The sequence below is a fragment of the Rhodoferax sp. genome, assembly GCF_028689305.1.
In the GTDB taxonomy this organism is placed as follows: Bacteria; Pseudomonadota; Gammaproteobacteria; order Burkholderiales; family Burkholderiaceae_C; genus Rhodoferax.
In genome coordinates, this window is record NZ_JAQTWM010000001.1 from 83,049 (window position 1) to 106,555 (window position 23,507).

Consider the following 23,507-nt stretch of genomic DNA (forward strand, 5'->3'; position numbering starts at 1 on the left):
CAGCAGGATAGACACTGAAAAAAAGGGCGCTGAGTAGCGCCCTGGGTCAGATTATCGCCGTTGCATCCGCCGCCTCAAAAATGGATCCCCTGCATCATCTGCTGCAACGCCATGGCCTCGGGAGACAATTTGGGCTTGGCCAGTTTGTCACCCGGTTTGGCCCCCTTGGCCGCACTCGAGTCCGGGAACATCCTGAAACTGGTGTTCATGGCAATTTGCGCCACCCGCGGCAACACCGCATGCAGGATTTGCCCGGTAATCCCCAGGCGTGTGGCAATCCGCACAGGCTTGAAGATACAGGCCTGGGCAATCATGTCAGCAGCCTCTTCCGGCGACAACGTGGGCACGTTGTTGTACAAGTTGGTTGGCGCAATCATGGGCGTGCGCACCAACGGCATGTTGATGGTGGTAAACGAGATCCCCTGGTCAGCAAATTCACTGCTGGCGCACCGCGTCCAGGCATCCAGCGCCGCCTTGGAAGCCACATAGGCACTGAAGCGAGGTGCATTGGTCAGCACACCAATCGAACTGATATTGACCACGTGTCCCTTGCGTTTGGCCACCATGCCTGGCAACAGCCCGGTGGTGACCCGCAGGCTACCGAAGTAATTGAGCTGCATGGTGCGCTCATAGTCATGGAAACGGTCATAACTGGACTCGATGGCCCGCCGGATGGAACGTCCGGCATTGTTGATCAGGAAGTCCACTCCCCCGTGATCAGCCAGCACCTGCTGTACAAACGCTTCACAATCGGTGGCATCCGCAATGTCGACCTTGTAGGGCACAAAAGCGTAGCCATTGGCCTTGGCTTCGGCACAGGCTGCATCCAGTTTGTCCTGATCACGTCCACAAATCAGCGTGATGGCACCCGCTTCGGCAAACTTGTGGGCGCTGGCCAGACCAATACCGGAAGACCCACCGGTGACCAGCACGACCTTGCCACCCACCGTACCACGCAGGCTGCGGTCGATGTGCAAGTCAGGATCCAGATGGCGCTCCCAGTAGTCCCATAAGCGCCAGGCGTAGTCCTTGAGGTTCGGACAGGCAATGCTGGTTCCCTTGAGCGCCGCCAGGGTATCGCGGCAATCAAAACGCGTGGGGTAATTGACAAACGTCAACATATCCTCAGGCAGTCCCAGGTCCGTCATGATGGCGTTGCGCACCCGGCGCACCGGAGCCAGTGCCATCAGGCCTTTGGTGATGCTGCGCGGAATGAATCCGAGCAGGGCCGCATTCACAAACAGATTCATCTTGGGCGCATGCGCGGCACGGCTGAAAATGTCCAGCACATCACCCACACGGTAACCCACCGGGTCCACCAGGTGATAACACTTGTGATCAATGTCCTTCTGATGGCTGATGGCCGCCAGGGCATCCACCACGAAGTCCACCGGCACAATATTGATCCGCCCCCCCTCCAGCCCGATCGAGGGCATCCAGGGCGGCAACAACTGACGCATGCGCTGGATGAGCTTGAAAAAGTAATATGGCCCGTCAATCTTGTCCATTTCCCCGGTGGTGCTGTCTCCCACCACCATGGCAGGCCGGTAGACCGACCACGGCACCTTGCACTCGGCGCGGACGATTTTTTCGCTTTCATGTTTGGTCATGAAATACGGGTGGTCGTAGTTTTCGGCCTCGTCAAACATGTCCTCTCGGAACACGCCCTCGTACAAACCGGCAGCAGCGATGGAACTCACATGATGGAAATGGCCGGCATCCACCGCTTTGGCCAGTTCCACCGTATTTCGGGTGCCGTCGATATTGACTTCGATCTGGCTGGCTTCATCCGCACCCAGGTCATAAATGGCCGCCAGGTGGTAAAAATGATCCACCTTGCCCTTGAGCTGTTTGACATCCGTCGCCGACACCCCCAGTTTTTTCTGAGTCAGATCCCCAAAAATCGGCACCAGCCGTGCAGCACTGACCCCACAAAACTCACGCAGAGCCTTGACCTTGTCTTCACTCTCCTGACGAATCAGGACAAATACCACGCTGCCCTTGCGCTCCAGCAACTTCTTGACCAGCCGTTTGCCAATAAAACCCGTTGCACCCGTTACGAAATATTGCATAAGTCATCTCCAGTTCAGACGGCCATTTTGGCCCGAACCACCCGGCCTTGCATTCAGCGTAAACCCGCAGCCAGCCTAGAGAGCCATGCTCAAATTAGGAAGCAGCACCTACACCTTGCGGGCATTGGCATCTAAAGTGCGAGCCATGCATGGGGCATCACACCATGCAGCTGTTTTCACCCTCGTACTTAACCGGAGCGCACCATGGTCACCAAACTCAAAAAGTCCACCCCAGCCAAAAAATCCGTCACCAGCAAAAAGGCCGGTTCCCCGCTGAGCAGCTCAGTCAAGGACTCGGCCCAACAAATCTGGCAAGCCGGCCTGGGTGCCTTCACCAAAGCCCAGACCGAGGGTACCAAGGCATTTGAAGCCCTGGTCAAGGAAGGCGTGAGCTTCCAGCGCAAGACCCAGTCTGCGGCTGAAGAAAAAATCACTGAAGCCACACAAAAAATGACCAGCATGGCCACCGATATTTCCAGCAAAGCCTCCGGCCAGTGGGACAAGCTGGAAAGCATTTTTGAAGACCGCGTTGCCAAGGCGCTCAACAAATTGGGGGTGCCCTCTGCCAAGGACATCAATGCGCTGATTGCCCGCATCAACGAACTCAACGCCAGCGTGCAGAAATTGGCCCCCGCCAAAGTGACGGCGAAAGCCCCGTCCAAGGCACCCGCCAAGGCCGCCACAGCCGCCAAACCAGTGGCCAAAAAGCCGGCGGTCAAATCAGCCGTCAAACCGGCAGCCAAAAAAGCCGCACCGCGCAAGGCACCAGCGGCCCCCGCTGCTGAGGTAAACCCTGACTGAGAAAAAGCACGATCGGTCTTAAACTGACGGCTTATGAAAAAGCCAACAAGGTCTTCTCCCAAAATTGCTTTGGCGCTGGCGGGGGGTGGCCCCTTGGGGGCCATCTATGAAATCGGCGCGCTTTGCGCCTTGCAGGAATCCCTCAAAGGCATCGACTTCACCCGCCTGCAGCACTATGTGGGCGTCTCAGCCGGCGGGTTTATCGCTGCCGGCCTGGCCAATGGCATCACACCGCAGCAGTTGTTCGCACTCTTCATTGAAGACCGCAAACACCAGACCGAAGCCTTTGACCCGGCCTGGCTGCTCAAACCCGCTTTCGCCGAGTTTTTCTCTCGCTCCCTGCTGTTACCCGAATTGATGCTCAAGGGAGCATGGCACAGCACCTTGGGGCGAAAATCGTTGATGCGCACGCTCGAGCGCATGAGTCCGAGCCTGCCAACCGGCATTTTTTCAAACGCGCAGATTGATGTTGAATTGACCCGTCTGTTTTCGCGCGCCGGGCGCAGCAACGACTTTCGTCAACTCAAAAGCCGTTTGACGCTGGTGGCCACCCATCTGGACAGCAGCAAAGCCGTGGCCTTTGGCCGCACCGGCTGGGACCACATCCCCATTTCCAAGGCCGTGCAAGCCAGCGCTGCGCTGCCGGGACTGTTTCCACCCGTCGAGATTGACGGCCAGCATTTTGTCGATGGCGCACTGATCAAGACCATGCACGCCTCCATCGCGCTGGACGAAGGTGTGGACCTGATGTTGTGTCTGAACCCACTGGTGCCATTCGACGCCTCGGCACCCGCGTCGGCGGGTGAATCGGCAACACCCTGGGCGGCGCCCGAGCCGATCCCACGGATTGCAGACGGAGGCCTGCCGGCCGTGCTGAGCCAGACCTTCCGCTCATTGATCCACTCCCGGCTGCTGCTGGGACTGAAACACTACGAACAGGCTTATCCCAACACCGACATCGTGCTGATCGAGCCCAACCACCGCGACCCCGAGCTGTACTTGGCCAACACCTTCAGCTACAGCCAACGCCGCCATCTGGCCGAACACGCCTACCAACAAACGCGCCAGCTGTTGCGCTCACGCCAGACCAATCTGGCCGCCAAACTGGGCTACCACGGCATCACCCTCAACCATGCCGCGCTCGATGATGTGCACCGTCACCTGTGTGCCCCCCGGCGGCCACCAGCACGCATTGGCCAGGCGCTGACCAAACTGCACAACCTGATGGACAACCTGAATCAGGTTGTCAGCGCCGCCGAACCCAAAAGCGACCCTACATGGTAAAAAAAGCGCCGCGCCGCACCGCCGAACGCATTCTGGAAGTGACGCTGGCGCTGTTCAACCGCTTTGGCGAACCCAACGTCTCCACCACCCTGATTTCAGCTGAGCTGAACATCAGTCCGGGCAATCTGTATTACCACTACCCAGCCAAGGACGAGCTCATCAACGCCTTGTTTGACCGCTTCGAGCGTTCACTCAACGATCTGCTTAATGCCGGTGATGACGTGCGCAATGTGGAAGACGCCTGGTTTTTCATGCACACCCTGTTTGAGTTGATCTGGCAATACCGCTTCCTGTACCGCGACCTGAACGACCTGCTGAGCAAAAACCGGCGGCTGGAAACCCATTTCCAGTCCATCCTCAAAAACAAGACCCGTGCCGTCAAGGCCCTGCTCGATGGCATGCGCCGCAGTGGCGCGCTGCAGATGGATTCGCGGGAGCTCGATGCCACCGCCACCAGCATGGTGGTGGTGCTGACCTACTGGCTGAGTTTTGAATACGTGCGCGACCCGCGCAACGCCCTGGAAGTCAGCAATGCCCAAGGTGCCCTGCTGCGTGGCGCGCAGCACGTGCTGAACCTGATGGTGCCCTACCTGGAACCCGGGCAAAGAACGCATCTGATCAAACTCTCAGATGCCTACAATAACAAGGAACAGCCCACATAAAAACAGGTTTGAGGAGACCGACATGGCCAAGTGGAGTGCCTTCCCCTACGCAGGTGACTACGACTTTGACGCTGCCAGCGTCAAAAAGAAGTGGGCCAGACTGCACGCCGGTGACCTCGAACCCCTGCCCAGCAACAACGACCTGCTGCAGGCCTGGGCACATTTTCACAACGGCGAGTTCCAGAAAGCAGCGACCCTGGGCCTGGACCTGGGCCTGATGGGGCTGAACGTCGCCAACAAGGCAGCCTGTGTTTACGCCACTTACCTGGAAAAACAGGAAACCCAGCGCCTGGCCCTGTTTCAGGAAGTGGCCGAGCGCGCCGAGGAACAGATCGAACGCGACCCCCACAACCTCAACGCCCGTTACTGGCGCGCCTACGCACTGGGGCGCTACAGCCAGGGCATCAGCGTGGCCAAGGCGCTGGCGCAAGGCCTGGGCACCAAGGTCAAGGCCGACCTGGAGCACGTCATCCAACATCAACCCAACCACGCCGACGCTCATATCGCGCTGGGCAGCTTTCACGCCGAGGTGATCGACAAGGTCGGCTCACTGATCGGCGCGATGGCCTACGGTGCCAACAAGGACACCGGGCTCAGCCTGCTGACCCGTGCACTCAAACTCAATGTGGAATCGGCGTTTGGCATGGTGGAATACGCCCATGCCATGCTCATGCTCGGCGGTGAGGACATGCTCAACGAAGCCACCCGCCTGTACCGGCAGGCGGCCCGCGCCAGACCGATCGATGCCATGGAGCGGCTGGACGTGGAGTTGGCCAAATCCGAGCTACTGACCTGACAAGTTGCAAAAAAATACGATGATTTTGGCCTCTATCCCACGTATTTAAAGCACTTATAGCTATAATTTATATAGCAATTTCACCCCAAGGAAGCATCAGTGTCAGCAGCTTGAGTTTGTTGAACTCGGGTTCAAACTCATCGATGATGGCTTGCGGATTCGGACACAGGGTGCTGTCGCTGATGATGCCAAACTGCACCCCGCCGCCATAACTCAGGATCGACACGCCCAGGCCGACGGTGCCGGACTGCGGCACCCAGAACAGCGTCTGCTCCAGCGTCGAGCCACAGAACTTGAGCTTGTCCCGCGGACCGGGCACATTGGTCATCACCGCCGTGGTTTTCCTGGAGAACAGACTCAGCATGGCGTCCTGCGCCGGCTTGATCAGCAGTCCAGCCACCGCCAACAACGCAAACGCCAGCAAGGGCTGCATGCTGCCTTTGAGTTCACCCATGCGGCGGCGCACTTCATACACCCGCGCCAGTGGATGTTCGGTCCCGATCGGCAACACCACCGGCGCCAAACCAAACTGGTTGCCCAGCTTGTGTGCCTGGTCCATCGGTCGCAGATTCACCGGCACCATGGCGCGAATCTCCTTGCCATCGACCACATCGCCATGGGACCTCAGATACTTGCCGATCGCCCCGGCCACACATGCCAGCAGCACATCATTGATGGAACAGTGCAGTGCCTTGCCAATGGCTCGCACCTCGTCCAGTGGAATCGGCTGGCACCACGCCACCCGCTTGGCCTGGCCCGGCGTGCCCTTGAGCCGGGTGGGTGAGTCATCGGCCATCAAGGCCAGTGCCGTGCCGTCACGCAGCACCTGGTACGCCAGCTTGGCGATCTCCGAGGACCCCGCCACGCCTTTGGAAAAGCCCTGGGACACCAGCTTGTCCAGCAGCGTCCTGGGGTCGCCCATGGCGCTCAGCGCCTGCGCCGCCCCAGCGCCAGCGGCGTCCAGCGTCTTCACCGCCGCCACGGTCAACGGCTCGATCAGGGTGTGTGACATCCACTCTTCTGCCGACTCCCAGCCGCCGCTGGGCGCTTCCTTGACCCGGCGCTTGGGTGGCTCGGTGCCGCCATCCACCAGAGACTGCGTCACCGCAATCAGCGCCAGACCATCGGCAATGCAGTGGTGAATGCGCACCAGCAGGGCCGAGCCGCCGTCGTAGTGCTCCACCAGCCGGAAATCCCACAGCGGCCGATCCGGGTCAAGCGGCTGCAGCGCCAGTTCGCCCAGCCGGGCCTGCAGTGCACGCTCGGGCTCGGTCCGGGCCAGGGCCGGCAGCTTTTCGCGCAGCACATGGTGCCTGATGTCAAAGTGGCTGTCCTCGACCCAGCTGGCACCGGTCGCATCCTGGCGCACCTTCTGCAAAAAGCGCGGGTACTTCAGCAGCCGCTCTTCAATGCGCTGGCAGACCGCCGCGTAGCTGACCGCCGGCTTGATGATCCACACCCCCATGATCATCATCAGGTTGCTGGGGCTGTCCATGCGCAGCCAGGCAGTGTCAACCTTGCTCATGCGCTCCGTCCCTACCGGACCATGCTGCGGGCTGGTCGGTGCGGCGGCAGGCTGAGGACGTGAAATTCGTGTGACCATAACAACTCTTTTCGGGAAGGTTCTCTATTTTGAGAGCAAAACGCCCTTTAAGATACCGCGCACTTACCCCAATACGGGGCGCCGATCAACCCAACTCACGCATCACCATGTCCGATCTGAAAAGCCAATTTGAAGCCGCTGTTGCCAACTCCAAAAACCTCAGTGAACGCCCAGACAACATGACGCTGCTGAAGCTCTACGCCCTGTACAAACAAGGCAGCACAGGTGACAACACCGAGAAAAAACCCGGTTTCACCGACATGGTGGGCCGTGCCAAATGGGATGCCTGGAACGCCCTCAAGGGCACGACCAGCGACGACGCCATGCAGCAATACATCGACCTGATCGAGTCGCTGAGCTGATCAGTCGGCTTTGCCTTTGCCCGGTTTGGCCTTGGGGGCCAGCAGGGCATCGAGCTGCCGCACAATCTCGGCCTCGATGGTGTGCTTGAAAGCGCCCACCAGAAACCCGAGATGGGCACGCAGCTCAAAATGGCTGGCACCGACGTCCAGCGTGCCCGTCACCCCCGAGCGGGAAAACGCCACCTCGTCACAGGTATCCCCCTCGGCATAAACACATTCCATGCCAAATTCGGCCTCGACCTGCTCGGCCCATTTGAAGGCGATCTTGCGGGCTTTGCCCATGCCCAAGGAATGCTCGCGAACGATGTGTAAGTCAGCCAAGGTGTTGCTCCAGTGCCCATTGTTTGAGTAAACCGGCACGTTCCTGCGCCGGATGTTGCGCCAGTTGTCTGACCGCATCATAAAACCGCAGCCAGTCGCGTCCTTGCTGGACAAACAGCGCCTCAAATCCCGGCACCAGCTCATCGTAGGCAGCCTGGGCGCCAAAAGCAGCGTTATTGGCCTGCGCCACCCAGGGGTCATAACCGCTGTAGCCGCCCCAGCTCTGTTTGAGCGCCGCATAGTTGTTTCTGAAAATTCGCATTGCTTCGTTTTTCATAGCAATGTGTGCTGGATTGACGTGGGATAGAGGCTTATTTTCCTCATAAATACGTGCCAATTGTTGGCGCGTGGCCCGGGTCAGCGCGCGAAATTGCTGGCGGCGCAGGTCCGAGGCCAGATAGGCCTGTCTGGCCTCGGGGGTGGCCCGCGTGGCCAGCCAGTGCTCGGCCCCCAGCCGTTCCACCGCGGTGGCAAACGATTCGTTGAACACCGTGTCGTCGGCCACATACACCACCTGGTGCGCCAGCTCATGGAACATCAGGCGCGCCAGCTCCCCTTCCGGGTAGTTCACAAAGGTGTTCAGCAGCGGGTCGCCGCCGAGCCAGTTCATCCAACCCAAGGTCGAATAGGCGGGTACGCCATACACCGTCACCTCCAGCCCTTGGGCGCGCAACTCGTCCGCCTGCGCCTGGGCATCAGCCTCGTCAAAATAACCCCGGTAACCCACACAGCCAGCCACCGGGAAACACCAGGTTTTCAAGGTCAGCGACCAGGGCGGCGCGGCCACCACGTTCCACACCACATAACGACGCTGCAAATCGGCAAACCGCTGGTAACTGGCGTTGTCGGGCAGATGCAGTTCCACCACCGAAAAATGGCGCATGACCTGCACCAGGCGCAAACGTTCACGCAAGGGCGCCGGGGTCCGGGCGTCATCCAGCCAGTCGGCCATCGGCCGCGCCGCCTGCATCAGCTTGAAGTGGCCACCGACCGACTGGGCGTAGTAGCGGGTGTCGGCGCAGGCACTCAGCGCCAGCGCCACCCACAACAGGCCCCAACGTGCCAGCGTCATCACACCGCCCGCCACGCCGGACACGGCGGTGTAGGATCAGGCTGGCAACACCGCCACCCATCCGTCAACCCAGAACAATCCATCACCATGCTTTACAAGTTCAAATCCAAAGCCACCGGGGACGTGATTATGTTGCAACCCAACGGGCAGCGCGTGCTGGAAATCATCGGCAAACACAGCGCCGCCGAACCGAGCATCAAAGGCATTTTGCTGCCTGAGCACATGCCACAGGCGCTGGCAGCGCTGGAAGCAGCCATCCTGGCGGAAGAAGCGGCCCGCCGCGAGGCCGTCGCCCAGGCGCAGGCCGAGCAGTTGCCGGCACCCCGCTTTGACGCCGTGAGCCTGCACCAGCGTGCCCTGCCCTTCATGGACATGATGCGTCAGTGCCTGAAGGCTGACGTGGCCATCACCTGGGGTGTCTGAAGCCTGCCGCGCCGCTCACTGGTAACTGCGGGCGTCTTCGATCACCTTGCCGTCGTTGGGCAGGGAGCCGGGCAGCACCACCTCGACCTGCCCGCGCAGTTTGGTGACTTCGCGGATGGCATCGGTCAACTTGGCGGCCAGATTGTCCGGGCCGCTGCAGGCGCTCTCGACCTTGAGCGTCATGCTGTCGTTGGCCATCTCTCCGGTCACCACCAGCCGGGCGCGCGCCACCTCGGGGAAACGTTTGACGATCTGGTCCACCTGCCCCGGGTGCACAAACATGCCACGAATCTTGGTGGTCTGGTCAGCCCGGCCCATCCAGCCCTTGATGCGGCTGTTGGTGCGCCCGCTCGGACACGGGCCCGGCAGGATGGCTGACAGGTCACCGGTGCCAAAACGAATCAAGGGGTAAGTCGGATTCAGCGTGGTGACCACCACCTCCCCGACCTCGCCGGGGGCCACCGGGTCGCCCGTGCCGGGGCGGACAATCTCCAGCAGCACTCCCTCATCCATCACCAGCCCTTCACGGGCTGTGGTTTCATACGCGATCAAGCCCAGATCGGCAGTGGCGTAACACTGGTAACCCGTCACACCACGGGCCGCAAACCAGTCACGCAGGCTGGGCGGAAACGCTTCGCCGCCAAACATGGCCTTGGTCACACTGGGCAGTGCCACCCCCATCTCGGCAGCCTTTTCCAGAATGATTTTCAGGAAACTGGGGGTCCCGATGTAACCCGCCGGCTTCAGGTCGGCCATCGCCTGCACCTGCTGCTCGGTCTGGCCGGTGCCGCCAGGAAACACGGTACAGCCCAGGGCATGGGCTCCGGTTTCCATCATCGAACCGGCAGGCACAAAGTGGTAGCTGAAGCTGTTGTGGATCAGCTCGCCGGCGCGAAAACCCGCCGCGTGAATGGCCCGTGCCATGCGCCAATAGTCGCGCGCGGTGCCCTCGGGCTCGTAAATCGGGCCAGGGCTGGCAAACACCCGCGGCATCTGGGCGCCAAATCCTGCAGCGCTGAAGCCACCGAACACACTGGCACCACGGCCACGGCTGGCCAGCTGCAGCTCCAGCAGTTCATGCTTGCGCGTCACCGGCAACTGCGCCAGCGCGGCGCGACTGGTCACGCTGGCCGGATCGACATCTTTCAAAATCTCGGCAAAGGCGCTGGAAGCCAGTTTGGCATGGGCCACCTGCATCGGCAACGCAGTCAACAGTGCGGCTTCGCGCACCTGCGGTTCACGCGTTTCCAGCGCGTCAAAATAGTCGGTCATGGTTATGGTCCTGAGTAAAACGGCCCTAGGCCAGCCAACGTTTGCGGCGCTTGTAACTCTTCACATCCTTGAAGCTCTTGCGCTCCCCGCCGCCCATGCCCAGATAGAACTCTTTCACGTCTTCGTTGTTGGCCAGGTCTCTGGCGGCGCCATCCATCACCACACGGCCAGATTCCATGATGTAGCCATAGTCGGCGTATTTCAGCGCCATGTTGGTGTTCTGCTCGGCCAGCAAAAAGGTGACTTTTTCCTTCTGGTTGAGGTCTTTCACAATCTCGAACACCTCTTCCACGATCTGCGGCGCCAGCCCCATGGACGGCTCATCGAGCAGCACCATGCTGGGGTTGGTCATCAGCGCCCGGCCAATGGCACACATCTGCTGCTCGCCCCCCGAGGTGTAGGCGGCCTGGCTGGTGCGCCGGGTCTTGAGCCGCGGGAAATAGGCGTAGACCTTCTCCAGATTGGCGGCAATCTCGCCCTTGTCCCTGCGGGTATAGCTGCCGGTGAGCAGGTTTTCCTCGATCGTCAGGTGCGCAAAACAATGACGCCCCTCCATCACCTGCACCACGCCACGTTGCACCAGATCCGCTGGCGACAGGTTTTCGATGCGCTCACCCCGCAACTCGATCGAGCCCTTGGTGACCTCGCCACGCTCGCCACGCAACAGGTTGGACACTGCGCGCAAGGTGGTGGTCTTGCCCGCACCATTGCCCCCCAGAATGGCCACGATGTCGCCCTCGGGCACATTCAGCGACACGCCTTTCAAGACCAGAATGACGTGGTTGTAGATGACCTCGATGCCATTGACGTTGAGAACGATATTTTTGGATTCACTCATGTGCTGGTTCCGTGTGACCTGGAAAACTGGGTATGTGCCAACTGAAAACGTGGTGACACCACCCTTTCAGTTGGCGACTCCATCGAGTCGCCTCCTTGTCCTGCTGACAAGGCACGCGGCGCTTTCTAGAAGCGGCCCCGCGTGACCTCTTGACCTCACAACGCTCAGGACTGGCAGTCAGCCGGCGTGCGTGGTGTCAGCTTCTTGTCGGTGGCGTATTTGGCCGCTGTCTTCTTGACCAGTGGCTTGAGGATCTGCTCGTCAGCCTGCAGCCAGTCGGAACTGAAAGCCCACTTCTTGCCGTCCCAGGTATGCACCCGAGCCCAGTTGGAGCCCATGTGGTCGGCACAGGTGGTGCTGATCGGGCGCATGACACCGGCAAAACCGAGGGCGTCAAGCTTCTTCTGGTCCAGCGCCAGGTTTTCGTAACCCCAGCGCGCCTGCTCGGCCGAAACCCACTTGCCCTTGCCAAAACGTTCCTGGGCACGGCGCACCCCTTCCACCGCCAGCATCGCACTCATGGCGCCACGCATGTACAGCACCTGGCCCACTTCCTCCTTCGGACCAGCGCCCTGGCCCTTGGCATGGACCTTTTCCAGGATTTCCTTCACCACGGCAGACTGTGGCTCGGCGCCATGCTGCATGGTCACCGCGTTGTAGCCCTTGGCGCCTTCACCCACGTCCTTCACGTCAGGCTCGGCACCCGACCACCACACGCCATACATCTTGTCGCGCGGATAACCGGTGGCCTGCGCCTCTTTCAGGGCGGTAGAGTTCATCACACCCCAGCCCCACAGCAGCACGTAATCGGGCTTGGCCTGACGCACTTGCAGCCAGGTGGCTTTCTGGTCGACACCAGGGGCGGTCACCGGCAACAACTGCAGGTTGAAACCGTGCATGGCGGCGCGCTCCTGCAGCAGCGGAATGGGTTCCTTGCCATACGGGGAATCGTGGTAGACCAAGGTGATCTTCTTGCCCTTGAGCTTGTCCAGACCGCCTTCTTTCTTGCCAATGGTCTGCACCAGGGCATCGGCTGCCAGCCAGTAGGTGCCGGCCAGTGGGAAGTTCCACTTGAACACCAGGCCGTCCTGGCTTTCGCTGCGGCCATAACCGGCAGTGATCAGCGGAATCTTGTCCCCCGGCGCCTTTTCGGTCAGGGCAAAAGTGATGCCGGTCGACAGCGGCTGGAACACCGTGGCCCCTCCGTTTTTGCCTTTCAGGCGCTCATAACACTCCACCCCACGCGCCGTGTCATAAGCCGTTTCACACTCTTCGTAAACAATCTTGACCCCGTTGATACCACCGCGCGCATTGGTCAATTTCATGTAGTCGGCATAACCATTGGCCCATGGCACACCGTTGGGTGCGTAAGGACCGGTGCGGTAGGGCAGCCCCGGAAAAAACTGCTCCTTGGCCTGTGCGTAGGCGCCGGCGCCAACGGCGGCCAGCAGGCTGGCCAGGACGATGTTGCGAATTTTCATGAAAGTCTCCTAAAGAATCGACACTCACGTGCCTGTGGTTAACGAACGGAAAACACCATCGAGTCAATGCGGGAAAGGCCAAAGCCGCAGTTTTTGTTTGCCAATGGACCAAAGTTTGGCCAGCCCGTGAGGCTCCACGATCAGGAACCAGACAATCAGCGAACCAAAAATGATGAGTTCGGCATGTGAGATGCCGGAGGTCGAAATCGCGATGCCGAACAAGCCACCCACCAGGGGCAAAAACTGGTTCAGGAAAATCGGCAGGACGACGATGAACGCAGCGCCAAAAAAGCTGCCCATGATGGAGCCCATGCCACCAATGATGACCATGAACAGCAGCTTGAACGACAAGTCCACCGAAAACGCCGCTGGCTCCCAGGAGCCCAGGTAAACAAAGCCCCACAACGCACCGGCCACTCCGACAATAAAGGAACTCACGGCAAACGCGGTCAGCTTGGCGTACATCGGGCGAATGCCGATCACGCTGGCTGCCACGTCCATGTCACGGATGGCCATCCATTCCCGGCCAACGGCGCTACGCACCAGATTCTTGGCCAGCAGCGCCATCACCGTCAGGATCGACAGGCACAGCAGGTACTTGGACACCGGGCTGTCAATCGTCAGGCCAAACACCTGCAGGCCCGAGACCGACACCGACCCCGAGGGCGCGTCGTTGGTAAACCACTTGATGCGCAGAAACATCCAGTCGCTGAAAAACTGTGCCGCCAACGTCGCTACCGCCAGATACAACCCCTTGACGCGCAAACTGGGCAAGCCAAACAGAATGCCAAACGCTGCGGCACAACTGCCGCCCAAAATCAGCGCGGCCAGCATCGGCATACCCGGCACCCGGACAAAAAAGTTGAACGCGGCGTAAGCCCCCACCGCCATGAAGGCGCCGGAACCGAGAGAAATCTGGCCGCAATACCCGACCAGGATATTCACCCCCAGCGCCGCCAGCGACATGATCAAGAACGGAATCAGAATGGCGCGGAACATGTAGTCACTGCCCAGGAAGGGGACCAGCAAAAATGCTGCCGCAATGATCGCCAACACCGCCCAGCGGTCCTGGGTAATCGCAAAGATCTGCTGATCCGCGCGGTACGAAGTCTTGAATTGGCCGTTTTCTCTGTAAAACATGATGCTCTTTATGGAATGGTTGACAACACCTGCGATCAGACGCGGTCAATGATTTTTTCGCCGAACAGGCCCTGCGGCCGGTACAGCAGGAACAGCAAGGCCAACACGTAGGCAAACCAGATTTCAATACCGCCCCCCACATAAGGGCCCAGAAACACTTCGGACAACTTCTCGCCCACGCCGATGATCAGACCACCAATGATGGCGCCCGGCACCGAAGTCAGCCCGCCCAAAATCACCACCGGCAAAGCCCGCAGGGCCACGGTGGTCAGTGAAAACTGCACCCCAAGCTTGCTGCCCCAGATCATGCCGGCCACCAGTGCCACCACCCCGGCCACGCACCAGACAATGACCCAGATGCGGTTGAGCGGAATACCGATACTCTGCGCCGCCTGGTGGTCATCGGCCACAGCGCGCAGCGCCCGGCCTGTCACGGTCTTCTGGAAAAACACCGTCAGCAGCCCCACCAGCACGGCGGCGATCACGGCGGCATACAGGTCTTCCTTGTTGATCAGGATGCCGCCCTCAAACAGGCTCTCGAACGCCAGGATCGGCTCCTTGGGCATGCCGACGTCAATCTTGTAGATGTCGCTGCCAAAAATGGTCTGACCGATGCCATCCAGGAAGTAGCTGATGCCCAAAGTGGCCATCAACAGGGTGGTGCCCTCCTGGTTCACCAGATGGCGCAGCGCCAGCCGCTCGATCAGCCAGGCCACCCCGAACATCAGCACCCCCGCCCCGACAAACGCCAGCAGGTTGGCCACAAAACCACTGGTAATCCCGGCATACAACGGAATCCATTCAGAAAACCGGGCCATCGCCAACGCGGCAAACAACACCATGGCCCCCTGGGCAAAATTGAACACCCCCGAGGCTTTGTAAATCAGCACAAAACCCAGCGCCACCAGCGAATACAGCATGCCGGCCATCAGGCCGCCCAACAGTGTTTCTACGAAAAATCCCATGTTGTTCTTCCTTAATGTCCGGTGCCCAAATAGGCGCTGATCACCTCTTCGTTGTTGCGGACTTCATCGGGTGTCCCGTCACCGATTTTTTTGCCGTAGTCCAGCACCACCACCCGATCGGAAATATCCATCACCACCCCCATGTCGTGTTCGATCAGCACAATGGTGGTGCCGAACTCCTCATTCACATCCAGCACAAAGCGGCTCATGTCCTGCTTTTCTTCCACGTTCATGCCGGCCATCGGCTCATCCAGCAGCAGCAGCTGCGGCTCCATCGCCAGGGCACGCCCGAGGTCCACACGTTTTTGCAGGCCATAAGGCAGCTGGCCGACCGGCGTCTTGCGGTAGGCCTGGATTTCGAGAAAGTCGATGATGTGCTCGACAAATTCACGGTGCTGCTCTTCTTCACGCTGGGCCGGGCCGATGCGCAGCGCCTGCAGAAACAGGTTGCTCTTGATGCGCAGGTTGCGCCCGGTCATGATGTTGTCGATGACGCTCATGCCCTTGAACAAGGCCAGGTTCTGGAACGTGCGGCCAATGCCCATGGTGGCGACCTGGTGGCTGTCCATGTGGCTGAAGGTCTGGCCACGGAAAGTGATCGCACCTTGCTGCGGCCGGTAAACCCCGTTGACGCAGTTCAGCATGGAACTCTTGCCCGCGCCATTGGGGCCGATGATGGCGCGCACCTCGTGCTCGCGCACATTGAACGAAATGTCGGTCAGCGCCTTGACACCGCCGAAACTCAGGGAAATGTTCTTGACGTCAAGAATGACGTCGCCGATTTGTTTTGTCGCCATGGTTTTGACTTGTAGATTCAGGCTGCCGCTTTGACCGGCGCAAAGGTTTTGGCGTCTTCGATCGCCAAGGTCGCGCTGACACTGCCGGTGCGGCCGTCTTCAAACTTGACCTGGGTTTCGATGAACTGGCTGGTTTTGCCGCCATACAGGGCATCCACCAGCACATCGTATTTTTCGGCGATGAAGCCGCGGCGCACTTTGTTGGTACGGGTCAGCTCACCATCGTCGGCATCGAGTTCCTTGTGCAGCACCAGGAAGCGGCTCACCTGACTGCCCGCCAGCAGGGCGTCCACGCTCAGATCGGCATTGACCTTTTCCACACAGTCCTTGATCAACTGATACACCTCGGGCTTTTGCGCCAGATCGGTGTACCCGGCGTAGGGCAGATTGCGCCGCTCGGCCCAGTTGCCCACCGCTTCGAAGTCGATGTTGATCATGACGCAGACCTTTTCCCGCCCGTCGCCATAAGCCACCACTTCCTTGATGTGCGGGAAGAACTTGAGCTTGTTTTCCACATACTTGGGCGCAAACATGGCCCCATCGTTGGCCCCGCCCTTGAGACGGCCCACGTCCTTGACACGGTCGATGATCTTCAGGTGCCCCTGCGCGTCGAGGAAACCGGCATCACTGGTGTGGTACCAGCCGTCGGCGGTCAGCACCTCGGCGGTGGCCTCGGGGTTCTTGAAGTAGCCTTTGAGCAGACCGGGCGACTTCACCAGAATCTCGCCGTTGTCGGCCACCTTGATCTCCACCCCCTTGCACGGCACCCCGACGGTGTCAGCACGCGCTTCGTTGTCGGGCTGCAGGCAGACAAACACCGCGGTTTCGGTTGACCCGTAAAGCTGTTTCAGATTGACCCCGATGGAGCGGTAGAAACTGAACAGATCCGGCCCGATCGCTTCACCGGCGGTGTAGGCCACCCGCACGCGGCTGAAGCCGAGGTTGTTGCGCAGCGGGCCATACACCATGAAGTCACCCAGCGCATACAGCAGGCGGTCAGCCACCGGCACCGACTTGCCGTCCATCAACGCCGGGCCAACCCGTTTGGCCACCCCCATGAAGTAGTGAAACATCCGGCGCTTGAAGGCGCCGGCATCCTCCATGCGGATCATCACGCTGGTGAGCAAACCTTCAAACACCCGTGGCGGGGCAAAGTAGTAAGTCGGCCCCACCTCCTTGAGGTCGATCGTCACCGTGGCAGCCGACTCCGGGCAGTTCACCACGTAACCACAGCTCAGCCATTGCGCATAACTGAAGATGTTCTGGCCGATCCAGGCCGGCGGCAGATAGGCCAGCACGTCTTCGGCGTGGGTGAGCCGGTCGAACTCGGCCCCGGCGCGGGCCCGGTTGAGCAAGGTGTCATGGGTGTGCACCACCCCCTTGGGGTTGCCGGTGGTGCCCGAGGTGAAGAACATCGCCGCCACATCATCGGGCTGGACCTTGGCCACCTCGTTTTTGAAGAACTCCGGGTGCACAGCGGCGAAGGCCTTGCCCGCCGCAATCAGCTCATCCACCGCCGCCAGACCGGGCTCATCGTAATTGCGCAGGCCGCGCGGATCGTCAAAATAGATGTGCGCCAATTGCGGGCACTGGCTGCGGATCTCCAGCAGCTTGTCCACCTGCTCCTGATCTTCGGCAAAGGCAAACGCCACCTCGGCGTTGTTGAGCGGAAACACACACTCGAGCGCGGCCGCGTCCTGGTACAGCGCAATCGGCACCGCCCCCAGCGCTTGCACCGCCAGCATGGTGGCATACAGGCGCGGGCGGTTGGCCCCGATCACCACCATGTGGTCATGCTGGCGCAAACCAGCCTGGTGCAGACCACAGGCCAGGTGCTCTACCTGAACGGCCAGATCGGCCCAGCTGATGGCTTGCCAGATGCCGTATTCCTTCTCGCGCATGGCGGTGTCCTGCGGCCGCTGGCTGGCGTGGTTCAACAAAAGTTGCGGAAAAGTCGTCTGCATTGCGGCACCTTGTCTCCATGTCTTGACCAACCCGGCGCGAACCGGTGCTGGTGTGATGGGCCGGATAATAGAACCGGGTTTGACGTCAGGTTGTCATTTGGACGACAATTTGACCGCTTCCCGGTAGGTGTTTTCCCTGCTGATTCGGGTAATCCCCAACTCATTCTTGACATGCATCAAGACTTTTCACATGACCAAAGACGCCACCCTGCTCCAGCGCCGCCGCCGCCTCAATCCAGAGGAACTGGCTGAAATTCCTTGGCTGCAACTGCTCTCCCCCGAGGAGCGCGAGCGTGCCGAAGCTGACCTGCAGATCGCCAATGCGGAACCCGGCGACTACGTCTGCCGCACTGGCCGCCCGGTAACCTACTGGTTTGGCGTGGTGGACGGTCTGCTGAAGATGAGCAGCGACAACGCCGACGGCCAGACCGTGACCTTCACCGGCGTGCCGCCCGGCGGCTGGTTTGGCGAAGGCACGGCCCTCAAACGGGAAGCCTACCGCTACAACATCCAGGCGCTGCGCAAAAGCCTGGTGGCCGGCCTGCACGTCGACACCTTTCACTGGCTGCTGGACCACTCAATCGGCTTTAACCGCTTCATCACCAACCAGCTCAACGAACGGCTGGGCCAGTTCATTGCCGCACTGGAAATCGACCGCATGACCAACCCGGACATCCGCGTGGCCCGCAGTCTGGCGGCCCTGTTCAACCCGGTGCTGTACCCGGGCGTGGGTGAGGTGCTGCGCATCACCCAGCAGGAGCTGGCCTACCTGGTGGGCCTGTCGCGCCAGCGTGTCAACGAAGCCCTGACCACACTGGCCAGCCATGGCGCCATCCAGGTTGAATATGGCGGCGTGCGGGTGACCAACTTGCAGGCTTTGAGAACCGGTCAGTTTTAGCCGTCAAACACGATGTTTGTGCTGGCGGTGCGGGCGCAGCGGTGGATGGATTAAGCAAAAGAATGGTCTTTAGCCCGCATAAAATAACCACAATATGCTATCAATACAATAGCATAATCTCCGCCAGCTGCATGGTCGTGGCCACGGTGCGCTCCAGCGTGGCGGGACCATCGGGGGTGCACAGCGCAATCTCAAAGCAGGGTGCTTCGGGCGTGGCCACCTGCGGGTTCTTGCCCAGTTGCCGCATCAGGCGGTGGCTGGAGAATGCCAGCGCCATGCTGCCGGTTTCCAGCTCGCCGTAGTTCCCACAAAAATATCTGTATGCTGTTGTTTTTATTTTGTTTTCGGTACAAAATCCAATTCACTTGAAACATACCGAAATGCAAGAACTCAGCCCCGCCATCACCCGCCAGAGCATCGACGCCATCGCCGTCTTTGAAGCCTTGGAAGAAGCCACGGCGGAGGCTGCCCAGGTGCGGGGCGGCATGTACTGGCATGCGGGCCCGGCGTCGGCTCCCGACAGAAAGTACCTGGTGCGCACCACCCCTGCCGGGGCCGAAACCAGCCTGGGGCCGCAGACACCTGAAACGCAGGCCATCTACGACAAATTCACCCAGCGCAAACAAGCCAGCGCCGAGCGACTGGCCGGCCTGAAAGCCGCGCTGAACCAACACCAGCGCCTGAACCGCGCGCTGCGCGTGGGCCGGGTAGACCCGCTGGTGGTGGCGCTGCTCAACCGCCTGGCCAGCACCCAGCTCAGCGAGCACTTCCGGGTGGTGGGCACCCACGCACTCTATGCGTACGAAGCCGCCGCAGGCGTGCGGCTGGACGCCGACGCCTTGACCACGCGCGACATGGACCTGCTGTGGGACACCCGCAAACGCATCGTCTTCTCCACCCAGCTCGCGCGGGTGGACAGCTCCATGCTGGGCGTGCTTCAGAAAGTGGACCCCACGTTTCGCATGCGCCAGAGCCAAAAATACACCGCCGTGAACAAGGACGGTTTCGAGGTGGACATCATCCGCCGGGAGCAAACCGAAGACGACCCGCACCCCATCAAACTCAGCGATGCGGACGAAGACTTTGGGGTGGCCAAGGCCCAGCGCGCCAACGTGCTGCTGGACGCACCGGGCTTCACGGCGGTGATCTTTGCCACCAACGGCACCATGGCGCGCATGAACACCGTGCACCCCGCAACCTTCGTGTCCTTCAAACGCTGGCTGGCCGGGCAAGCGGGCCGCGACCCGCTCAAACGCCGCCGTGACGTGCTGCAGGCCGACGCCGTGCAAGTGCTGCTGGAACAGTATTTGCCACCGAATTAGTTGCCAAATTGGCCGCTAGCCCAGGTGGAATATGCGCAAGCAGCTACCAAAACAGTAGCAGCTACGCCATGGGCGTGCACAGCTCCACCAGAAAGCCGTTGATGTCGGCCACGTAGGCAATGGTCTGGCCCCAGGGCATGACCTCGACCGGGCGCATGGGCTTGGCCCCGGCGGCCAAGGCGCGCTCCAGCGCGGCGGGTACGTCGGGCGTGCACAGCGCAATCTCGAAGCACGGCGCTTCGGGCTTGGCCGCCTGCGGGTTCTTGCCCAGCTGCTGCATCAAGCGGTGGCTGGAGAACGCCAACGCCGTGCTGCCGGTTTCCAGCTCGCCGTAGTCCCCGCTTTCGTGCAGGAAGCGTGTGGTCAGGCCGAATGCGGCTTCGTAGAACTGGAGTGTGGCGGGGACGTTGGGGACGTAGAGGATGGTGTAGCCGAGTTGCATGGGGGCTCCAGTAGAGGGTGTCTTGATCCTTCAGCTCTGCAAACTTAGCTGCCATTGTGGGGTTGCCGCGTGTGAGCTTTTTGATCGTCAGGTCGTCGGCCTTGTCGTTGGCCAGGCGCAGGTTGTTGGCGGACTTGTGCAGCGCTTCCTTGGTTTTCTCCAGGTCTTTGATGGCTTCGTCGATGCGCTTCACGGCTTCTTCAAAGCCTTCGGAGGCCAGGCGCCAATTGCGGCCAAACGCGGTCTTGAACTCGTCCAGTTGGGTTTCGAACTTGGTGATGTCCAGGTTTTGCGAGCGCACCAGCGCCAGCTCGGACTTGTACTTCAGCGAGTTCAATGCGGCATTGCGCAGCAGCGTGATCAGCGGCACAAAGAACTGGGGCCGCACCACATACATCTTGGGGTAGCGGTGCGACACATCCACAATGCCGCTGTTGTACAGCTCGCTCTCCGGCTCCAGCAGGGACACCAGCACCGCGTACTCGCACGCCTTCTCGGTGCGGTCCTTGTCCAGCTCTTTCAAGAAGTCTTCGTTCCGCTTTTTGGTGGCCGTTTCATCGCTCTCGTTCTTCATCTCAAACATGATGGAAACGATCTCGGTGCCGTGCTCGTCCGCCTCGCGAAAGATGTAGTCGCCTTTGCTGCCGGTGCGGGCGTCGTTGTCCTTCTCAAAATGCGCGCGCTGAAAGGCCGCCGCACGAATGCGGTTGAACTCAATCTCGCAGTGCTGCTCCAGCGTCTCGCCCACCATCTTGGTCGATAGCCGCGCCTTCATGTCCCGCAGGCGCTCAATCTCGCCTTCGCGGTCGCGCAGCTGCAAGGCGAATTGCTCCTTGATGGCTTTCTCTTCCAGCTGGTTTTTGACGGTGATGAGGCTGAGTTCGCCCTTCAAGGCATCGCGCTCTTGGGCCACCACGCCCACGGCCTGGTTCACCGCCTCCGTCACCGCCAACTGGCGCGCCACATCGCTGGCCGCCAGCTTGGCTTGCAGGGCCTGAATCTCGGCATCCTTTTTGGCGGCTTCGGCCTGCAGCGCATGGGCCAGCTTGGCCTCGGCCAACTGGGCTGCGGCTTGTTGCGCGTTGCGCGCTTGGACCAGTTCATTCGCCAGCGCATCCCGCTCTTTGCTCACTGTGCCCAAGGCCTCGGTGACGGCCAGCTTGCGTTCTACCTCGCCCGCGTCAAGCTGGGCCTTCAGCGCCTGAATCTCGGTGTCTTTGGCAGCCGCAGCCTTTTGCAGCGCATTGGTCACCTCGGCCTTGGCCAGGGCAATGGCGTCACGCTTTTCCCGCTCAGCCAATTCAAGGCGCTCGTGCAAAGCTTGCTCAAACTCGCCATCGCGCACCTGCTTGAGGATGTCGGCATACCCCGCCTCGTCGATCTTGAAGGCTTTGCTGCAGTGGGGGCAGATGATTTCGTGCATGGGGATAGAACTCTATTTATTGATTGGGCTGCTTTGGGGGCTGCTTGCTGCGGTCCGTGCAGGAGTTGAAGTACAAGGCATCTACTGGCCTAATTGGGCTGTGGCCCTCGTCGAATGTGCGTGACTAGCTATAAAAATGAAAGCCAAACTGGGCTAAAGCCCTAGCACTCCAAAATGGCTTGTGTCCACCCAACTGCCGTAATCAGTCTCCTTTACCCGCATCAAAATCTTCCAGCACCTTTTTACAGCGTATCCCTGGACGCGGAACAGTTTGTCAACAGCATCTGCTGATAGCGTTGTACAAACAGACGAGGGTGGTAATGAATCTTTTTCGTGCATGGGCTGCCAGCGCCAGTTCCAATAGTCAACCTTTCCCACGCGAATACCGTCGAGAAATATTGACGTGCCACCAACCTCCGGGGTTGCAGCGACAGTATTCGCACTCGAATGAACATTCGGGATCATGGGCAAAAGATGGAGGAGGTCAGTACTTAAATACCCTACGATATGGCCAACAAGAGGAAGCAGTGCTGGCAAATACTGAGTACCATTTTTGCCGGGGAGTGTGTGCTTGCGTACCCAAACATCTGGCGAGAAGGATTCCAACGACAGCCTTGGCACTTCAACTTTTCCAAGCAAAAAGTTATAGAAGAAGAATACATCCTCAGGATCAGTAGCACCATTTGCAGATAGCGCGGTAGTTACTTCTGCCTCGACACTTATCCTCTTTGTTGAATGAATGTTTCCTTTGAAGTGAAGCAATGTTCGACCCGTATGTTGCTCAATGTGCTCAACCATTTGCGCAACTGAAATTTGTAAGTCCGTTCCAGAACTTTCGATCGTCCATGAAAGCAACGGTGTCGCCCATTGCGGGGGCGATTTAGGTAATAACTTCAACAGAAGGGGTTCCGCGGGCAACGCGAACTGCGCAACTTCTTCTGCATGGTCTTGATGCATATCCCACCGTGCTACAGCTAAGGCCAGCGTCCGCAGAAATGCCGAACGGGCCAAATGGCTGTGCTTGCCTATAAACATGCCGGTGCCGTTGGCGGTGTCTCCCCGGAAATATCCAAAATGGCCACTTTCTGTGTAAGTCGCGCGTGAGCGAAGCAATGTGAACTCGTACGCCCATTGCCGCATGAAAGGTTTTCCTGAGCCTTGCTCTAGCGCTCTTAATTTGTTTCCGAATAGTGGCGGAACAAACCTAGCAGAGTTGAGCTCTTCAATCTCTTCATTCAGCCGAAGCATGCTCGGTACTTCTCCACTGTGTGAATGCGTCCACGCGGCGATTACCAGAGAAGTACCAAAGGACTGGGCAATGAGGAAATCAGAAAGAATCGATGGGCGCTCAATGCTCAGTCGCAATTCTGAAACATCAAGCGCTCGCGCACCCTTAGCCAAAAAGATAGCGCTTAGCCCTTCCAACACCTCAGATTCAAGCTCTCTAGTTTTAAGCCAACGCAGCAGTGCGTCCCAAATGACGGGCCCAGACTGATCGTTGCGAAGACTCACCGAAATGTCATGAATTATTTGCAGCTTTGCCATCGGTACAGGCAATCCCAGCCTAGC

General features: G+C 59.8%; 22 protein-coding genes and 1 pseudogene. 8 read left to right on the top strand and 15 right to left on the bottom strand.

All coding sequences use genetic code 11. The features are described 5' to 3' along the window. Positions 1 to 74: 74 nt before the first annotated feature. Positions 75 to 2,072, bottom strand: coding sequence for an SDR family oxidoreductase (locus tag PHW99_RS00400; protein WP_300172610.1), 1,998 nt, complete (start codon positions 2,070 to 2,072; stop codon positions 75 to 77). A 204-nt stretch (positions 2,073 to 2,276) separates the two neighbouring features. On the opposite strand from PHW99_RS00400, the gene PHW99_RS00405 reads away from it, so the two are divergent. The 4 genes from PHW99_RS00405 to PHW99_RS00420 are packed head-to-tail and all read left to right on the top strand — an operon-like array spanning position 2,277 to position 5,615. Next, a complete protein-coding gene (locus tag PHW99_RS00405) occupies positions 2,277 to 2,873 on the top strand; it encodes a phasin family protein (protein ID WP_300172612.1) in 597 nt (198 codons plus the stop codon). A gap of 33 nt (positions 2,874 to 2,906) precedes the next feature. After that, the gene (locus PHW99_RS00410) at positions 2,907 to 4,157 is read left to right on the top strand and encodes a patatin-like phospholipase family protein (RefSeq protein WP_300172614.1); all 1,251 of its coding nucleotides are present in this window, start codon (positions 2,907 to 2,909) and stop codon (positions 4,155 to 4,157) included. Further along, positions 4,151 to 4,819 carry a TetR/AcrR family transcriptional regulator gene (locus PHW99_RS00415; protein WP_300172616.1) on the top strand — a complete coding sequence of 223 codons (669 nt, stop codon included), beginning with the start codon at positions 4,151 to 4,153 and terminating at the stop codon, positions 4,817 to 4,819. The genes PHW99_RS00410 and PHW99_RS00415 overlap by 7 nt, the downstream gene beginning before the upstream one ends. Before the next feature lie 22 nt (positions 4,820 to 4,841). Next, positions 4,842 to 5,615, top strand: a complete 774-nt coding sequence (locus tag PHW99_RS00420; protein ID WP_300172619.1) for a hypothetical protein — start codon at positions 4,842 to 4,844, stop codon at positions 5,613 to 5,615. 67 nt (positions 5,616 to 5,682) lie between these two features. Here the strand turns inward: PHW99_RS00420 and PHW99_RS00425 are convergent, their stop codons facing one another. Beyond that, on the bottom strand, positions 5,683 to 7,218 hold the full coding sequence (locus PHW99_RS00425) for a wax ester/triacylglycerol synthase family O-acyltransferase (protein WP_300172621.1): 1,536 nt from the start codon (positions 7,216 to 7,218) through the stop codon (positions 5,683 to 5,685). A 107-nt stretch (positions 7,219 to 7,325) separates the two neighbouring features. Here PHW99_RS00425 and PHW99_RS00430 point away from each other — a divergent pair, with 107 nt between their 5' ends. Further along, positions 7,326 to 7,580 (top strand): acyl-CoA-binding protein, encoded by a 255-nt coding sequence (locus tag PHW99_RS00430; RefSeq protein ID WP_300172623.1) that lies wholly within the window; start codon positions 7,326 to 7,328, stop codon positions 7,578 to 7,580. Here PHW99_RS00430 and PHW99_RS00435 read toward each other — a convergent pair whose 3' ends face one another. Continuing rightward, entirely contained in the window at positions 7,581 to 7,901 is a 321-nt protein-coding gene (locus PHW99_RS00435) for a polyhydroxyalkanoic acid system family protein (RefSeq protein ID WP_300172625.1), read from the bottom strand. After that, a complete protein-coding gene (locus PHW99_RS00440) occupies positions 7,894 to 8,973 on the bottom strand; it encodes an aminopeptidase (protein ID WP_300172665.1) in 1,080 nt (359 codons plus the stop codon). The genes PHW99_RS00435 and PHW99_RS00440 overlap by 8 nt, the downstream gene beginning before the upstream one ends. An 87-nt stretch (positions 8,974 to 9,060) precedes the next feature. Between PHW99_RS00440 and PHW99_RS00445 the strand changes: the two genes are divergently transcribed. After that, positions 9,061 to 9,396, top strand: a complete 336-nt coding sequence (locus PHW99_RS00445; protein WP_300172627.1) for a DUF1840 domain-containing protein — start codon at positions 9,061 to 9,063, stop codon at positions 9,394 to 9,396. A gap of 15 nt (positions 9,397 to 9,411) precedes the next feature. Here PHW99_RS00445 and PHW99_RS00450 read toward each other — a convergent pair whose 3' ends face one another. The 7 genes from PHW99_RS00450 to PHW99_RS00480 form a co-directional block, all read right to left on the bottom strand. Further along, entirely contained in the window at positions 9,412 to 10,668 is a 1,257-nt protein-coding gene (locus tag PHW99_RS00450) for an AMP-binding protein (protein WP_300172629.1), read from the bottom strand. A gap of 25 nt (positions 10,669 to 10,693) precedes the next feature. Continuing rightward, the gene (locus PHW99_RS00455; protein WP_300172631.1) at positions 10,694 to 11,506 is read right to left on the bottom strand and encodes an ABC transporter ATP-binding protein; all 813 of its coding nucleotides are present in this window, start codon (positions 11,504 to 11,506) and stop codon (positions 10,694 to 10,696) included. Positions 11,507 to 11,670: 164 nt separating this feature from the next. After that, positions 11,671 to 12,987: an ABC transporter substrate-binding protein gene (locus PHW99_RS00460; RefSeq protein WP_300172633.1), complete on the bottom strand. Its 1,317-nt coding sequence runs from the start codon at positions 12,985 to 12,987 to the stop codon at positions 11,671 to 11,673. Between the two features lie 63 nt (positions 12,988 to 13,050). Further along, positions 13,051 to 14,127, bottom strand: a complete 1,077-nt coding sequence (locus PHW99_RS00465; protein WP_300172635.1) for a branched-chain amino acid ABC transporter permease — start codon at positions 14,125 to 14,127, stop codon at positions 13,051 to 13,053. Between the two features lie 35 nt (positions 14,128 to 14,162). Next, positions 14,163 to 15,092: a branched-chain amino acid ABC transporter permease gene (locus tag PHW99_RS00470; RefSeq protein ID WP_300172636.1), complete on the bottom strand. Its 930-nt coding sequence runs from the start codon at positions 15,090 to 15,092 to the stop codon at positions 14,163 to 14,165. 11 nt (positions 15,093 to 15,103) lie between these two features. Beyond that, complete coding sequence (locus PHW99_RS00475) at positions 15,104 to 15,889, bottom strand: ABC transporter ATP-binding protein (RefSeq protein ID WP_300172637.1); 786 nt, start codon at positions 15,887 to 15,889, stop codon at positions 15,104 to 15,106. A gap of 17 nt (positions 15,890 to 15,906) precedes the next feature. Continuing rightward, complete coding sequence (locus PHW99_RS00480) at positions 15,907 to 17,853, bottom strand: AMP-binding protein (protein ID WP_300172638.1); 1,947 nt, start codon at positions 17,851 to 17,853, stop codon at positions 15,907 to 15,909. 190 nt (positions 17,854 to 18,043) lie between these two features. Here PHW99_RS00480 and PHW99_RS00485 point away from each other — a divergent pair, with 190 nt between their 5' ends. After that, positions 18,044 to 18,751, top strand: coding sequence for a Crp/Fnr family transcriptional regulator (locus tag PHW99_RS00485; RefSeq protein ID WP_300172640.1), 708 nt, complete (start codon positions 18,044 to 18,046; stop codon positions 18,749 to 18,751). 100 nt (positions 18,752 to 18,851) lie between these two features. On the opposite strand, the gene PHW99_RS00490 is transcribed toward PHW99_RS00485, so the two are convergent. Then, the gene (locus tag PHW99_RS00490; protein ID WP_300172642.1) at positions 18,852 to 19,028 is read right to left on the bottom strand and encodes a hypothetical protein; all 177 of its coding nucleotides are present in this window, start codon (positions 19,026 to 19,028) and stop codon (positions 18,852 to 18,854) included. Positions 19,029 to 19,131: 103 nt separating this feature from the next. Here PHW99_RS00490 and PHW99_RS00495 point away from each other — a divergent pair, with 103 nt between their 5' ends. After that, complete coding sequence (locus PHW99_RS00495) at positions 19,132 to 20,073, top strand: GSU2403 family nucleotidyltransferase fold protein (RefSeq protein WP_300172644.1); 942 nt, start codon at positions 19,132 to 19,134, stop codon at positions 20,071 to 20,073. 61 nt (positions 20,074 to 20,134) lie between these two features. Here PHW99_RS00495 and PHW99_RS00500 read toward each other — a convergent pair whose 3' ends face one another. The 3 genes and pseudogenes from PHW99_RS00500 to PHW99_RS00510 all read right to left on the bottom strand — a co-directional run bounded on the left by PHW99_RS00500 (position 20,135) and on the right by PHW99_RS00510 (position 23,483). Further along, a complete protein-coding gene (locus PHW99_RS00500) occupies positions 20,135 to 20,515 on the bottom strand; it encodes a VOC family protein (protein WP_300172667.1) in 381 nt (126 codons plus the stop codon). 28 nt (positions 20,516 to 20,543) lie between these two features. Further along, positions 20,544 to 21,938, bottom strand: a pseudogene (locus tag PHW99_RS00505) (DUF2130 domain-containing protein); the annotation flags it as partial. Positions 21,939 to 22,091: 153 nt separating this feature from the next. Beyond that, positions 22,092 to 23,483 (bottom strand): hypothetical protein, encoded by a 1,392-nt coding sequence (locus PHW99_RS00510; protein WP_300172646.1) that lies wholly within the window; start codon positions 23,481 to 23,483, stop codon positions 22,092 to 22,094. Positions 23,484 to 23,507 lie beyond the last annotated feature (24 nt).

Excerpts from the sequence above, each read along its gene's own strand:
- PHW99_RS00400 (WP_300172610.1), bottom strand. The coding sequence starts at position 2,072 with ATGCAATATTTCGTAACGGGTGCAACGGGTTTTATTGGCAAACGGCTG.
- PHW99_RS00405 (WP_300172612.1), top strand. The coding sequence starts at position 2,277 with ATGGTCACCAAACTCAAAAAGTCCACCCCAGCCAAAAAATCCGTCACC.
- PHW99_RS00410 (WP_300172614.1), top strand. The coding sequence starts at position 2,907 with ATGAAAAAGCCAACAAGGTCTTCTCCCAAAATTGCTTTGGCGCTGGCG.
- PHW99_RS00415 (WP_300172616.1), top strand. The coding sequence starts at position 4,151 with ATGGTAAAAAAAGCGCCGCGCCGCACCGCCGAACGCATTCTGGAAGTG.
- PHW99_RS00420 (WP_300172619.1), top strand. The coding sequence starts at position 4,842 with ATGGCCAAGTGGAGTGCCTTCCCCTACGCAGGTGACTACGACTTTGAC.
- PHW99_RS00425 (WP_300172621.1), bottom strand. The coding sequence starts at position 7,218 with ATGGTCACACGAATTTCACGTCCTCAGCCTGCCGCCGCACCGACCAGC.
- PHW99_RS00430 (WP_300172623.1), top strand. The coding sequence starts at position 7,326 with ATGTCCGATCTGAAAAGCCAATTTGAAGCCGCTGTTGCCAACTCCAAA.
- PHW99_RS00440 (WP_300172665.1), bottom strand. The coding sequence starts at position 8,973 with ATGACGCTGGCACGTTGGGGCCTGTTGTGGGTGGCGCTGGCGCTGAGT.
- PHW99_RS00445 (WP_300172627.1), top strand. The coding sequence starts at position 9,061 with ATGCTTTACAAGTTCAAATCCAAAGCCACCGGGGACGTGATTATGTTG.
- PHW99_RS00450 (WP_300172629.1), bottom strand. The coding sequence starts at position 10,668 with ATGACCGACTATTTTGACGCGCTGGAAACGCGTGAACCGCAGGTGCGC.
- PHW99_RS00455 (WP_300172631.1), bottom strand. The coding sequence starts at position 11,506 with ATGAGTGAATCCAAAAATATCGTTCTCAACGTCAATGGCATCGAGGTC.
- PHW99_RS00460 (WP_300172633.1), bottom strand. The coding sequence starts at position 12,987 with ATGAAAATTCGCAACATCGTCCTGGCCAGCCTGCTGGCCGCCGTTGGC.
- PHW99_RS00465 (WP_300172635.1), bottom strand. The coding sequence starts at position 14,127 with ATGTTTTACAGAGAAAACGGCCAATTCAAGACTTCGTACCGCGCGGAT.
- PHW99_RS00470 (WP_300172636.1), bottom strand. The coding sequence starts at position 15,092 with ATGGGATTTTTCGTAGAAACACTGTTGGGCGGCCTGATGGCCGGCATG.
- PHW99_RS00475 (WP_300172637.1), bottom strand. The coding sequence starts at position 15,889 with ATGGCGACAAAACAAATCGGCGACGTCATTCTTGACGTCAAGAACATT.
- PHW99_RS00480 (WP_300172638.1), bottom strand. The coding sequence starts at position 17,853 with ATGCAGACGACTTTTCCGCAACTTTTGTTGAACCACGCCAGCCAGCGG.
- PHW99_RS00485 (WP_300172640.1), top strand. The coding sequence starts at position 18,044 with ATGACCAAAGACGCCACCCTGCTCCAGCGCCGCCGCCGCCTCAATCCA.
- PHW99_RS00490 (WP_300172642.1), bottom strand. The coding sequence starts at position 19,028 with ATGGCGCTGGCATTCTCCAGCCACCGCCTGATGCGGCAACTGGGCAAG.
- PHW99_RS00495 (WP_300172644.1), top strand. The coding sequence starts at position 19,132 with ATGCAAGAACTCAGCCCCGCCATCACCCGCCAGAGCATCGACGCCATC.
- PHW99_RS00500 (WP_300172667.1), bottom strand. The coding sequence starts at position 20,515 with ATGCAACTCGGCTACACCATCCTCTACGTCCCCAACGTCCCCGCCACA.
- PHW99_RS00510 (WP_300172646.1), bottom strand. The coding sequence starts at position 23,483 with ATGGCAAAGCTGCAAATAATTCATGACATTTCGGTGAGTCTTCGCAAC.